Consider the following 12993-nt stretch of genomic DNA (forward strand, 5'->3'; position numbering starts at 1 on the left):
TCGTGACCCTTTTTTTATACACTTCATTAAATTAAATAATCATTAAATTTCATACACACACATTTTAGCGTTAGGCTCAATTCCTGAAATATTATATATTTGCCTCCTTAATTAAGTTCCTAAATGCGTCTTTTTCTCAAGGTAGGTCTCTTTCTTATTTCCTCGCTCCTTATAAAACCCGCAAATGCACAGTTTAATGTAAACTCACTGTTTGCTCCCGTCGACTTCAAAATTTCATATCATTTACTGCGTGCTGTAACAGACCAGGAATCGTCTAAAGATTCGTTGTCAGTCAACACAGATGAACTCGCTTACATGGCATCCTCTGACACAAGTAACAGTTGGAAAAACTGGAGCTTTGTTGAAAACTATGCATTCGGAAAAAATCGCGGAGACCTCCCGATGATTACTGATTTAAACTCACTTCATCCATATTTTAGAGATCAGGTGATTGAACTTATTAAACGTTGTAAAGCAAAAGGAATTGAGTTAACTGTGGTCGAAGCATATCGTACACATGCCAAACAGCATGAATATAAAACGATGGGAAAGAAATATACCAGCTCGGGCGCTGGCCGATCTAAACATCAATATGGCCTCGCAGTGGATGTAGTACCGGTTGTAAATGGCATTGCTGTCTGGGATAATGTGTTGCTATGGCGTAAGGTTGGCGTAATCGGTGAAAAGCTTGGACTCCGCTGGGGCGGACGTTGGAGAAAACCGTATGATCCCGGCCACTTCGAATGGACCGGTGGATTAACTTCTTCCCACCTGGGGTCGGGTAAATTTCCGGAATTGCCGATTTTCGCAGAGCGATATCCTTGTCTTGAAGAAGACATTCTCATGCTGAAAGACTATTGGAAAGAATGGGAGACGACCCAAAGCGTGATGACCCGTAAGTGATGAGGCTAACGTTTCCCGATAACTTTATCTTCGGGACAAGTACTTCCGCTGCACAAATAGAAACCGCCTTTGATCACGATTGGCAAGGCGTGCCCACCAGAAGTGGTGTAGCATTCGACAGGACCACTGATCACGAGAAAAAATTTAAAGAAGACGCGGCATTAATTGCGTCCGTTGCTCCCAGTTATCGAATGAGCTTCATGTGGAGCAAATTACAACGCCTCCCCTACGCACAATTTGATTCTCAAAGCACATTGGAATATCATCATTTCCTGCAAGATCTTTTATCAAAAGGGGTCAGCATCATGATGGTGCTTCACCATTTTACAAATCCATTGTGGTTTGCGAAATTGGGGGGCTGGGAAAAATCCGAGAACATTCCAATGTGGGTCGACTTCGCAAAAAAGGTTGTTGATGAATTCGGGCATTATGTTTCGTATTGGAATACATTCAATGAACCAAATGTTTATGCAAGTTTCGGCTGGATCACTGGCTTCTTTCCGCCTTTTAAAACCAACCCGTTTCTGGCGGGTAAGGTTGTTAAGAATATGGGCTTGGCGCACAACCAGGTTTATGATTATATTAAATCAGTACACCCGGCTCACCCCGTTGGGATTTCACACAACACAACTGTTTTTTCTGCTGAGAACGTTTTAGGATGGTTTCCTGCAAGGTTATCGGACTGGTGGTTTATGGACTACGTGCCTGGTCATTTTGAAAAAGTGGACTTTTTTGGAATGAGTTATTACGGGAGAATACCGCATGACCCATGGCCAATTACTTATTTGGAAAATCCGGATAAGATAAAAGCATTGGGCCGACCTCACGATGATATTTGGGAATATCATCCGGAAGGAATGCGTGCTTGTATAAATAGATACTGGCTGAAGTATAAAAAACCTATTATTATTACAGAAAGCGGCGTTAGCGATGAAACAGATTTACTTCGGATACAGGCCATTCAAGACTATGCATACATTGTGCACCAAGCGATTCAAGACGGTATAGATATCCGAGGGTATTATTTCTGGAGTACATGGGACAATTATGAATGGCATTTAGGCCCTTCCATGCGTTTCGGATTATATGCGTGTGATTTTACGACGATGAAACGAATGCGAAGGCCAAGCGCGGAGTTGTATGCCTCGCTTGCGCACACTAAAAAAATTACGATCGTCAAACCGAAAAAACAACCACTTGCGTAGTGGTTGAGAGTTTGGTTGCAAATGCACATTCCCTGAGTTAAATTCAATACGTCAACTCACAAAGTTTAACCGCTCCATTATGAAAAACGTTTTGCTGATATTTTTTACACTTCTTTTTTGGTATCCCACCGCAGCGCAGACGAAAAAACCATCCAAAGAAATTCTATATGTGGGCACCTATTCTGTCAGAGGTAGCAAAGGTATTTACGCCTACACATTTAACAGACTGAAAAACTCACTGACTTTAATTCAGGAAGTTCCTAGCCTCGAGAGCCCATCATTTGTTACTGTACACCCATCAAAAAAATTCTTATACTCGGTTAACCGGGGCAAAGCAGATATCGCCGATCAAGGTGGTTCCGTAAGTGCATATGGGATCGATCCGTCAACGGGAAGGCTGAGCGGGCTAAATCATAAATCGTCATATGGCGAAGGGCCTTGCTATGTCGAAGTTGATAAAACCGGAAAATATGTTTTTGTATCACATTATGGCGAAGGTAATATCACCGTACTTTCTTTATTTAAGGATGGACAAATCGGAAGCGTTTCCGATTCTAAAAAGTTTACCGGCAACAGTATCAACGCCGAAAGGCAACAGAGTCCTCATATTCATTCAACTACTGTGACACCCGACAATAAATTTGTCTACGTCATCGATCTGGGAACGGACAAAATCTACATCTATGAATTCAATGCTGCTGATGGAACGCTTCGTGCCGCTACCGTACCGGAGGTAAATGTTGTGCCGGGAGCAGGTCCCCGCCATTTCACCTTACACCCTTCGGGAAATTTTGCTTACGTGGCTGAAGAATTGACTTCGACCGTAGGTGTGTTTTCAGTAGATAAGGCAACTGGTGCCCTAACCATTCTACAAGATTCAGTAATCTCATTGCCGGAAAACTATACCGAAAAAAATACGAGCGCTGACATTCATACTGATCCGACAGGAAAATTTTTGTACGTCTCCAATCGCGGCGCCAACGTGATCAGCATTTTTTCAATTGGTGAAGATGGAAAGATTACCTTAGTCGGCCATCAAAATACTGGTGGCAAAGTTCCAAGGAATTTTTTAGTAGATCCCAAAGGCGAATATCTATTTGTGGCTAATCAGGATTCGGATACCATCAATATTTTTAGAATTAACCAAAAAACGGGTAAGCTAACACCCGTCGGCAAACCCGTAAGTGTTCCTTCACCTGTTTGTCTTAAGTTGCTCACCTTGAATTAATAAGATATAAGATTTGTATTTTTAACTGAACATGATCCGGCTTAATCCTTAAGAATCCGCATCTCCACACGGCGATTTTTTGCGCGGGCTTCTTGTGTCATCTCGTTCGACAGTGGCTGACTTCCTCCAAGAGCTTTTGTCTTCACACGATCTTTGCCGATGCCTTTAGACACCAAATACTTTTTCACTGCCTCCACCCTGTCTTCTGATAATTTCAAATTTGCTTTAGCACTCCCTTGGTTGTCTGTATGGCCTTCAAGCTGAATGACCATTTTCGAGTTCTCCTTCATCATTTGTGCTACTTCATCTAGCTCATTAAATGATTTAGGATCGATGACCGCTTTCCCTTGCGGAAATATCAAGTTGCTGAGGCGTATCGTTTCCCCCGAAGGAGTTAAAATTATATCACGCTGTACCCTGTTGTTCGTTCCGATGTCTTTGGGATCCACAATAACTGTTCGGGGATTATAACCTTTCGCCTCAGCCGTGATCTGATACTTTGCTGTCCCGAAAATTGGAAATGAAAAAGTGCTGTCACTAAATCGTCCAAAAATACTTCCTGTGGGAATGCTGCTATACCTTACGTTCGCTTTAATGCCTTTGTTCGTACGCGAGTCCGTAATTTTTCCTTCTGCAAGAATCTCGTCCTGCGCATTACAAAAACTTAAAGCGAAACTGGATACGAAAAGGAAAACTGATATTTTCTTCATGTTAATTATGTTTATTCCTGATAAACTCTCCGGAGTTAAACTTCCGCGAAAGGTTTAAGGAAATCAAATTTCCAATTCTATAGTGGAACCAACACCAAATTCCTTGCCGTCTTCTTTTTTATCTGTCTTATCTAAAGGCTTAACACCTTCAGAGACATTTTTACGATCATTAGCTACCGCTTCTTCACTTTTTTCGCTTTGCGGGCTTTCCCCGAAGAGGCTTTGCTGCTTGACTTTTGGTTTTGCCTGACTTGGTTTTTGCTGGGTTGCTTGCTGCGGCCTTGGGATTTCCCCGAAGAGGCTTGCTTGCTCCCCTTTTTCGTGCCATTGGCTTTCCTGCGGCTGACTTGGATGCTCTTTTTTTTTTGACGCCTGAGATTCCTTTTCGGTTTCAGACGTCTCTTCATCGCTGTCACTTTCTGCTACTTCTGGGCCGGTTTCTTCCTCCTGAACAAGGGTGGCTTTCGTAATTTTAAATTGCGAGAGCTTATTGCCCAGGGCTTTCCAACCTTTTATATCAATCAGATCTTCAAGATTAACAATCTCTATGCTTTTCCCTTTGTCTTTGCCTTTAACAACTTCAAGTTCAACCTCCGGTGTTTCTGACGTTGTTGCCAGTACGAGGCGTGAGCCGATTGTTTCCGATATGAATCCAAATTCTTTGTCCTGGGTGATGGTCTCAATCAGAAAACGTTTAACCATGTATTGCTTACTTTCCCCATCTACATAAATGGCAGACACGGGCTTCAGGGGATTGAATTTTTCAACCAGCAAGGTTTTCTCCGGTTCATAACGATTCGTCAGATCATAGTTAGTGATCTTATAAGCGCCGTTTCGTGTAAAGGCGATGAGTTGATCGTCTGCATCAAACTTCCCTAAATATTTTCCTCGCTTATCTTTATTCAGGCGCCCTGAGTCCGAGTCATACCAAAGGTCGAGCTTGCTTAATGTAGAAGTGCCGGCTTTTAATAATTTTACTTTACGAATGGGATATTTCGTTATCGTATTTCCGCGCGCTCCTCTTCCTTTTATCTCCAGCTCGGCAAAATCAAACTCGAAAACTTTCTTGCGTGCTGTACTGGATTGAGAGAGCGTGACTTCCACAACTTCAGCCTCACCGTTAGGATTTCCGCTGACATAGTGAATTTTTGAGTTCGGATGTCCCTGCGTAAGATCATATTCTTTATCGCGGATGACACCTGGCATGGTAAAGCGTTTGGCAAACCCTTTACCTGATTTACTATCGGTATAAACCACGTTATAAACTTTTCGATCGTCTCCTTTTTTCCAAATGCCCACGTAAAGGATGTCCTTCCCAACAAATACTTTTTCCTGGATGCGCGCAACGTAGGCCTTACCATCTTTCCGAATAGCGATTACGTCATCCAGTTCCGAGCAATCGCAGATGTATTCATCTTTTTTCAAGCCATAACCAATAAAGCCGTCGTCACGGTTTACATATAACTTCTGGTTATTGGCAATAACTTCGGTAGCCGTAACGGATTGGAAACTTTTAATTTCCGTCTTACGCTCTCTGCCTTTGCCATACTTTTCCAACAGCTTCTGGTAATAAGCGATGGCATAATCTGTGAGATGTTTTAAATTATATTCTGTCTCTTTCAGTTCTTTCTCAAGGTCTCTAAGCTGTTCGTCAGCCTTGAAGGAATCGAACTTCGAAATTCGCTTGATCTTGATTTCGGTTAGTCTTACGATATCATCTTCCGTAATCTCCCTGTAAAATTTCTTCTTATGCGGTTTTAATCCCTTATCGATTCTACTGATGACCTCTTCCCAACTTTCGGCTTCCTCAATCTCCCGGTAGATTCTGTTTTCAATAAATATCTTTTCCAATGACGAGAATAGAATTTTCTCCTTCAACTCCCCTTTGCGGATTTCAAGTTCGCTCTTCAACAGCGCCACTGTCTGTTGCGTGTTGTATTTAAGGATTTCATTAACGGGAAGAAAATGAGGCTTGTCTTCAACGATCACACATGAATTAGGCGAAATGCTGATTTCACAATCGGTAAAAGCAAACAATGCATCCATGGCGATTTCGGGCGACTGCCCCGATTGCAATAGGATCTGGATCTCCACATCCTTTGCTGTGTTGTCAATCACCTGCTTGACTTTGATCTGGCCCTTTTCGCTTGCTTTAACAATGGATTCCATTAAAGAAGTAGTCGTGGTGGAGAAGGGTATTTCCTTGATTATGAGTGTCTTCTTATCCAGTATATCAATCTTGGCTCTAACCTTTATTTTACCACCGCGGAGGCCTTGATTGTATTCCGAGAAATCAGCTGTACCGCCTGTCGGGAAGTCGGGATAGATCTTGGGCTTCTTCTCTTTGAGTACGTCAATCGACGCTTTAATCAATTCGCAAAAGTTGTGAGGAAGTATCTTCGTTGACAATCCTACTGCGATACCTTCAACACCCTGCGCAAGCAGTAATGGAAATTTCACCGGCAGCGTAACAGGCTCTTTTTTACGACCATCGTACGTGAGTTGCCATTCAGTAGTCTGCGCGTTATAAACTACATCTAGTGCAAACTTAGAAAGACGGGCTTCAATATAACGTGGGGCTGCAGCACTATCTCCTGTTCTAACGTCACCCCAGTTACCCTGTGTTTCGATGAGCAGATCTTTTTGTCCGAGATTAACCATCGCTTCGCCTATGGCTGCATCCCCGTGGGGATGGTACTGCATGGTGTTTCCGATGACGTTAGCTACCTTATTAAAGCGGCCGTCGTCCATCTCCTTAAGAGAATGCATGATGCGGCGCTGAACAGGTTTAAACCCATCTTCAATACGTGGTACGGCGCGCTCAAGAATTACATAAGAAGCATAGTCAAGAAACCAATTTTGATAAAGACCGTCAATGTCTATGGTATGAATAACGTCGCCTTCACCACCCTTACCGTTGCCATTAGACTTCGGTGATTCTTCATTTGGTCTTGGTACAAATTTTTTTTTGCTCATGATTTGTTAAAGCAGGGCTTTCAAATTTCTACTATCGTATTACTTTTATTCTCTTCCTGACATGAAGAAGTAAGATTCAGTTTCCTTATCCGTAATGCTAAGAAGGTCACTTACTCACTGACCACTTCCTCTTCCTTGTTTTCCACCACATCCAGTTCAATTCGCAGGTTATCAATGATAAATTCCTGACGCGTTGGTGTATTCTTTCCCATATAAAATTCCAGGATCTTTTGCGGATGATCGTCTTTATGAATGATGACTGGCTGCAGCCTGATATTATCACCTATAAATGCTCCAAATTCTTCGGGTGAGATTTCTCCCAAGCCTTTGAAACGGGTTATCTCGGGTTTTCCACCAAGTTTTATCATTGCAGCCTGCTTCTCTTCATCACTGTAGCAATAGATCGTTTCTTTTTTATTGCGTACTCTAAATAGTGGAGTCTCAAGAATAAAAACATGACCAGCTTTTACCAGCTCGTGAAAAAACTGAAGAAAGAAAGTCATCAGGAGTAAACGAATGTGCATGCCATCGACATCAGCATCGGTGGCAATAATGACTTTATTATATCGAAGGCCCTCCAGCCCGTCTTCGATATTTAAGGCATGTTGAAGCAGATTGAACTCTTCGTTTTCATACACAACCTTTTTAGTCAACCCAAAACAATTCAATGGCTTACCCCGAAGACTAAATACTGCCTGAGTTTCTACATCACGCGATTTGGTGATGGACCCACTGGCGGAGTCACCTTCGGTGATGAAAATTACGGTATCGAGACCTCGCGTACTCTTCTCATCGTCAAAATGGAAGCGGCAATCGCGAAGTTTACGATTGTGGAGATTTGCTTTTTTTGCACGCTCGTTTGCCAGCTTTTTGATACCGGCAATTTCTTTTCGTTCCCGTTCAGATTGCTGAATCCGTCTCTTTAATGCTTCAGCGGTTTCCTTATTCTGATTTAGAAAAATCTCCAACTCTTTCGCGACAAAGTCACTGACGTAATTCTTAACTGGTGCTCCATCGGGCGCCATGGTGATGGAACCCAACTTGGTTTTTGTTTGAGATTCAAACACCGGTTCCTGAATACGAACCGCCACTGCACCGATGATGGATGCACGAATATCGGCTGCGTCAAAATCAGTTTTATAAAAATCGCGGGCACCCTTCACCAGACCATCGCGGAAGGCGGCCAAGTGTGTGCCACCTTGCGTTGTATTCTGACCGTTAACAAAAGAGTAGTACTCCTCACCATATTGATTACCATGGGTGAATGCTACTTCTATGTCCTTACCTTTAAATTGGATAATGGGATACCGCATCTCATCAGCAGATACTTTTTGCCTGAGGAGATCCAACAATCCGTCTTTCGAATAGAATTTTTTTCCGTTGCAGTTGATGCTAAGGCCGGCATTTAGAAATGCATAATTCCACATCAGATCATCCAGGTATTCAGGAATGAAGTGATAGTTCTTAAACATGGTGTTATCTGGCTCAAACTCAACGAGTGTACCATTCTTTTCAGAGGTCTTACCAATCTTGGGATCGGCGACGATTATCCCCTTTTTGAATTCGGCAACTTTAGTCTGCCCTTCTCTAAACGCCTGCACCTTAAAGTAATTCGAAAGCGCGTTCACAGCCTTGGTACCCACGCCATTCAAGCCTACCGATTTTTGGAATGCACCCGAATCATATTTAGCGCCAGTATTTATTTTGGAGACCACATCTACGACTTTCCCTAACGGGATGCCTCGTCCATAATCTCTTACCGTGACTTTCGATTCAGTAATGGTAACATCAATGGTACGGCCGTAGCCCATCATGTGCTCGTCAATACAGTTGTCGATTACCTCTTTCACAAGCACATAAATCCCGTCATCTTTGGATGAGCCATCACCCAGTTTACCGATGTACATTCCAGGTCGCAAGCGAATGTGCTCACGCCAGTCGAGCGATTTAATACTCGATTCATCATACTCAAACATAGCCGCAGGCTTTTCAGATTTCCCCATACACGTTTTCGGAATAATTAAAGAGATGAAAGGCTAAAAAATCCAAATTATATAAGTCAAAAAAGTTTTTGTTAAGCCCGGGAGGGCCTGTAGAAAACCCTCCCGGACTCAGAAAAAGTCAATTCGCTCCTAATAAAAGAATTTTTGAAATCACAACAACATCCTTTCCTTAATTTTTAACTACAAAAATTTATTAAATACAATGCGTTAATGATCTGTTTACCAGAAGCTAGTATCAATTATGCTACACCATCAGTTTAGTATTGAAGCGCTTAAAAAAATGGAAAATTGGCCAGGCCGCTGCCCACAGAACGGTTAAGCCCAGGCTTCCGTAAATGATAAACGCTATTCTTTCAAAATCGAATCTTTCGTTGCTGTTATAAAGAGAAATAAAACTCATTCCAATAATCAGAAAGAGATTCAACGTGGTAACCAGTCCATTAAACCATGTCCTCAACTCCTCATTAGTTTTAAAGACCTTGGCAATAATGAAAACCATCACATTCATAACAGCGATCAAGGTCATCGCAATGTAAAAAAACACTTCATTGCTCAGTGAAACTCTTGCCCCGGCATCATCCTGAACCACCACTTCCTGGGGCAGACTGGCATAAACATACAGCAGCGACAATAGTGCCACCACCATTGAAAGAAACCATACACCCTTACTAATTTTTAAAGCCATGTTTCGTAAATTTGGTTGCAAGTTAAACGATAAATTGCTTGAACCTTAATCCCATCGTTTTATCGATTCCAATTTTTTTTATCCTTATTGGAGTGGAGTTGCTCATTGAACGATTTACCCATAAGGAGTTATACCGTTTGCCTGACGCAATTGCCAACATGAGTTGTGGCATCACATCACAGATATCAGGCTTATTTTTGAGAATCTTCGGGATCGGAATTTATGAAGTGCTCTATGACAACTTTGCGTTTTTTACACTTGACAACAAAACGTGGTGGTATTGGGTACTGCTGTTTCTGTTGGTAGATTTTGCATATTACTGGGCGCACCGCATGAGCCATGAGATCAATTTATTCTGGGGTGGTCATGTCGTGCATCATCAAAGTGAAGATTACAACCTGTCAGTGGCTTTACGACAAAGTTCATTGCAGGTGGTCTGGACGTTCGCCTTTAATCTACCCATCGCTTTACTTGGATTTCAAACCCTGGACTTCGCATTAATTTCCGCCCTCAATACACTTTATCAGTTTTGGATTCACACGGAGACCATCGGTAGGCTGGGGTGGTTCGAATATATTTTTAATACTCCCTCCCATCACCGGGTTCACCATGGCCGTGATCCCAAGTACATTGATAAAAACCACGCAGGTTCACTGATCATTTGGGATAAGATGTTCGGCACTTTTCAGGCAGAAGAAGAAAAGCCGACGTATGGAATTACTAAACCTATTAACAGTTGGAATGCGGCGTATGCAAATGTCAGCCACTATATTGAAATGGGAAAAGATCTTAAGCGAATTCCGTACTGGACAGACAAAGTGAAATACCTTTTTAAAAAACCCGGATGGCTGCCCGAATATCTGGGAGGATACCGACCTGCTCCGGAAGTGGACAAGCTTTCTTATAAAAAATATGACACGCCTGCTCCAATGGCATTGAACCTATATGTTCTCTTTCAATACATTTTGTGTTTGGTTGCCACAGCATTGTTTCTAGGCAAAGCAGGTGAGTTTAATTTAATAGAGAAAATTATTATTTCCATTTTAATCTCCATCGTGGTAATCAACAGCGGTGTGCTTTTCGAACAGCGAAGCTGGGCAAAATATTCTGAGTGGATCCGCATCATTGTTTATCCGACCTTGCTTGTTATTCTTACATTTCTTAACGGGTGGCCGATTGCTCTTTACTTTTTAGCCGGAGTTTATTTAATTATTTCAGTCACCTGGTTTTACGCTATACAAAAAAGAAATGTTTATATACAGATGGTTTAAGAAGCATGTTGAAGTGTTATGGTGCAAAGTGTTGGTATGGGGAGATTCAAATTCGGGAGCAAGAGAAATACAATTCAACAAGTATTTTATCGTCCTCGTTTTGTTTGTTGCTGCTTGCGGTCACAAGGAATTACCGGCGTTAGAACAAGTCGATCTCGCCATTTGGAAAGAGGATAAATTTGCGTGTAGTGGCAAACGTGCATCAATGGTGGATGCCATGAACTCACAAGCAGACAAATTGCTGGCACTCAGCCAGCAGGAAATTGTCGAACTGCTGGGAAAGCCTGACGCAAACGAACTTTACAAACGGAATCAAAAATTCTTTTACTATTTCCTTCAGCCTTCCAAATCCTGCTCCGATACGGTAACTACCGAGCCCAAAAAACTGGTCATACGGTTTAATGCAATGGGTTTGGCAAAAGAAATCGCTGTTGAATAAAATGGTATTTTAAAGCCTTTCATAAGAGAGCCCGCACCCTTCAACAATTGAATCCGCAGGGCAATCGTTTGAAATTCACTTAGTTTTAGGTAACTTCATTTTGTCTAACACTAAACCCTTTCATTTATGCAATTCCATCCTAATGAGCTTTTCTTGCTTTATAATCCAAAAAGCAACACGGGTAAACAGACGAAGGCTATCGCATGCAGCATCAATAGCCACATCAACGAAGTTGATACGTTGCACGAAAAACTTGGACCGACCTATTGGAAAGAAGTGATGAATCTTTTAGGCATGGCTCCTCAGGACTTATTGGATGAATCCCATCCTGAATACAAACAAAAAGTTGCTAACAATACCTTTACCATGAATGGATGGTTAGACGTTGTCATGCATAACCCTCAGTTACTAAAGGCTCCCATTGCAATTTATAATGGCAAGGCTGTGTTGTGCTGTACGCCTACCGATCTCTTTAAACTAAGCATGCGCGATAAAAGTGAGAAGGCTCTACCACATTTAAGAAAGTAGCACCTAAACCTTAACAGCCAATCAGCTAATTCAAGCTTGTCTATCGCTTAGGCGACTGTTGACATATGCCGGAGCCAATTTTCCTTTGATAGAATAAAGGTTAACGCCTAACGTTCTTATCTTGCTCAAAAAAAAGTATGATGAACGTTGCTGTTATTGGATCCGGAACAATGGGGAATGGCATTGCCCATGTTTTTGCGCAACACGGGTGCAAGGTTTCTTTAATTGATATTTCGGAAGATGCGCTCAAAAAGGCATTGAATACAATTCAAAAAAATTTAACCAGACAGGTAGAAAAAGAAATTATCACAGAAGAAATAAAAAATCAGTCGTTACAAAACATTGTAATCAATACGGATCTGAAAAAGGGCGTAGCATCTGCTGAATTAATTGTAGAGGCCGCGACAGAAAATCTCTCATTAAAATTAAAGATTTTCAGTGATCTCGATTCAGTAGTGCCACCATCAGCGATCCTTGCGTCAAATACATCGTCTATATCTATCACCCAAATTGCCGCTGCAACACAACATCCAGAGCAAGTTATCGGTATGCATTTTATGAATCCAGTACCAGTGATGAAGCTGGTCGAGGTTATTCGAGGCAAAGGTACCAGCGACGAAGTGACGAAGCGGGTGATGGACATCTCAAGAAAACTCGGCAAGATCCCCGTTGAAGTGAACGATGCTCCGGGTTTTGTAGCCAATAGAATTCTGATGCCTATGATTAACGAAGCAATATATGTTTTGTACGAGGGCGTTTCAGGTGTGGAAGAAATAGATACTGTGATGAAATTAGGAATGTCACATCCAATGGGACCACTTCAATTAGCCGACTTCATCGGGCTGGATGTATGCTTGTCCATTATAAATGTGCTCCATGAAGGATTTGGAAGTGCAAAATATGCACCATGCCCATTACTGGTAACAATGGTACAAGCAGGTGAGCTCGGTGTAAAAAGTAAACGCGGGTTTTACAATTATCAAACAAGTAATAAGGAGCTACTGATAGCCGACAGGTTTCGCCGCTAAATTTGACCCACTAACGT

At 42.1% G+C, this 12993-nt stretch carries 11 protein-coding genes; 7 read left to right on the plus strand and 4 right to left on the minus strand.

Annotated features, from left to right (window positions below; all coding sequences use genetic code 11):
* The first annotated feature begins 123 nt into the window (after nt 1–123).
* The 3 genes from P2W71_RS23620 (at nt 124) to P2W71_RS23630 (ending at nt 3336) form a co-directional block, all read left to right on the plus strand.
* Nucleotides 124–903, plus strand: a complete 780-nt coding sequence (locus P2W71_RS23620; RefSeq protein ID WP_276373876.1) for a M15 family metallopeptidase — start codon at nt 124–126, stop codon at nt 901–903.
* Nucleotides 903–2108: a family 1 glycosylhydrolase gene (locus P2W71_RS23625; protein WP_276373877.1), complete on the plus strand. Its 1206-nt coding sequence runs from the start codon at nt 903–905 to the stop codon at nt 2106–2108. The genes P2W71_RS23620 and P2W71_RS23625 overlap by 1 nt, the downstream gene beginning before the upstream one ends.
* 79 nt (nt 2109–2187) lie before the next feature.
* Complete coding sequence (locus P2W71_RS23630) at nt 2188–3336, plus strand: lactonase family protein (RefSeq protein WP_276373878.1); 1149 nt, start codon at nt 2188–2190, stop codon at nt 3334–3336.
* 41 nt (nt 3337–3377) lie between these two features.
* Here P2W71_RS23630 and P2W71_RS23635 read toward each other — a convergent pair whose 3' ends face one another.
* From P2W71_RS23635 to P2W71_RS23650, 4 genes are all read right to left on the minus strand, one after another.
* Nucleotides 3378–4046: an OmpA family protein gene (locus P2W71_RS23635; protein WP_276373879.1), complete on the minus strand. Its 669-nt coding sequence runs from the start codon at nt 4044–4046 to the stop codon at nt 3378–3380.
* Nucleotides 4047–4109: 63 nt separating this feature from the next.
* A complete protein-coding gene (locus P2W71_RS23640) occupies nt 4110–7022 on the minus strand; it encodes a DNA gyrase/topoisomerase IV subunit A (protein ID WP_276373880.1) in 2913 nt (970 codons plus the stop codon).
* 110 nt (nt 7023–7132) lie between these two features.
* A complete protein-coding gene (locus P2W71_RS23645) occupies nt 7133–9025 on the minus strand; it encodes a DNA topoisomerase IV subunit B (protein WP_276373881.1) in 1893 nt (630 codons plus the stop codon).
* 244 nt (nt 9026–9269) lie between these two features.
* Entirely contained in the window at nt 9270–9710 is a 441-nt protein-coding gene (locus P2W71_RS23650; RefSeq protein ID WP_276373882.1) for a hypothetical protein, read from the minus strand.
* A gap of 38 nt (nt 9711–9748) precedes the next feature.
* Between P2W71_RS23650 and P2W71_RS23655 the strand changes: the two genes are divergently transcribed.
* The 4 genes from P2W71_RS23655 to P2W71_RS23670 all read left to right on the plus strand — a co-directional run bounded on the left by P2W71_RS23655 (nt 9749) and on the right by P2W71_RS23670 (nt 12976).
* The gene (locus P2W71_RS23655; protein WP_276373883.1) at nt 9749–10981 is read left to right on the plus strand and encodes a sterol desaturase family protein; all 1233 of its coding nucleotides are present in this window, start codon (nt 9749–9751) and stop codon (nt 10979–10981) included.
* Nucleotides 10959–11420, plus strand: coding sequence for a hypothetical protein (locus P2W71_RS23660; protein ID WP_276373884.1), 462 nt, complete (start codon nt 10959–10961; stop codon nt 11418–11420). Before P2W71_RS23655 ends, P2W71_RS23660 begins: the two co-directional genes overlap by 23 nt.
* A 126-nt stretch (nt 11421–11546) precedes the next feature.
* Complete coding sequence (locus P2W71_RS23665) at nt 11547–11948, plus strand: ArsC/Spx/MgsR family protein (RefSeq protein WP_276373885.1); 402 nt, start codon at nt 11547–11549, stop codon at nt 11946–11948.
* A 137-nt stretch (nt 11949–12085) separates the two neighbouring features.
* Nucleotides 12086–12976: a 3-hydroxybutyryl-CoA dehydrogenase gene (locus tag P2W71_RS23670; RefSeq protein WP_276373886.1), complete on the plus strand. Its 891-nt coding sequence runs from the start codon at nt 12086–12088 to the stop codon at nt 12974–12976.
* Nucleotides 12977–12993 lie beyond the last annotated feature (17 nt).

Source organism: Chryseolinea sp. H1M3-3, assembly GCF_029360725.1.
Classification (GTDB): Bacteria; Bacteroidota; Bacteroidia; order Cytophagales; family Cyclobacteriaceae; genus Chryseolinea.

What these genes read in the sequence shown, in the direction of transcription:
- P2W71_RS23625 (WP_276373877.1), top strand. Translation starts at nt 903, where the DNA reads ATGAGGCTAACGTTTCCCGATAACTTTATCTTCGGGACAAGTACTTCC.
- P2W71_RS23660 (WP_276373884.1), top strand. Translation starts at nt 10,959, where the DNA reads ATGTTTATATACAGATGGTTTAAGAAGCATGTTGAAGTGTTATGGTGC.
- P2W71_RS23665 (WP_276373885.1), top strand. Translation starts at nt 11,547, where the DNA reads ATGCAATTCCATCCTAATGAGCTTTTCTTGCTTTATAATCCAAAAAGC.
- P2W71_RS23645 (WP_276373881.1), bottom strand. Translation starts at nt 9,025, where the DNA reads ATGGGGAAATCTGAAAAGCCTGCGGCTATGTTTGAGTATGATGAATCG.
- P2W71_RS23650 (WP_276373882.1), bottom strand. Translation starts at nt 9,710, where the DNA reads ATGGCTTTAAAAATTAGTAAGGGTGTATGGTTTCTTTCAATGGTGGTG.
- P2W71_RS23640 (WP_276373880.1), bottom strand. Translation starts at nt 7,022, where the DNA reads ATGAGCAAAAAAAAATTTGTACCAAGACCAAATGAAGAATCACCGAAG.
- P2W71_RS23635 (WP_276373879.1), bottom strand. Translation starts at nt 4,046, where the DNA reads ATGAAGAAAATATCAGTTTTCCTTTTCGTATCCAGTTTCGCTTTAAGT.
- P2W71_RS23630 (WP_276373878.1), top strand. Translation starts at nt 2,188, where the DNA reads ATGAAAAACGTTTTGCTGATATTTTTTACACTTCTTTTTTGGTATCCC.
- P2W71_RS23620 (WP_276373876.1), top strand. Translation starts at nt 124, where the DNA reads ATGCGTCTTTTTCTCAAGGTAGGTCTCTTTCTTATTTCCTCGCTCCTT.
- P2W71_RS23670 (WP_276373886.1), top strand. Translation starts at nt 12,086, where the DNA reads ATGATGAACGTTGCTGTTATTGGATCCGGAACAATGGGGAATGGCATT.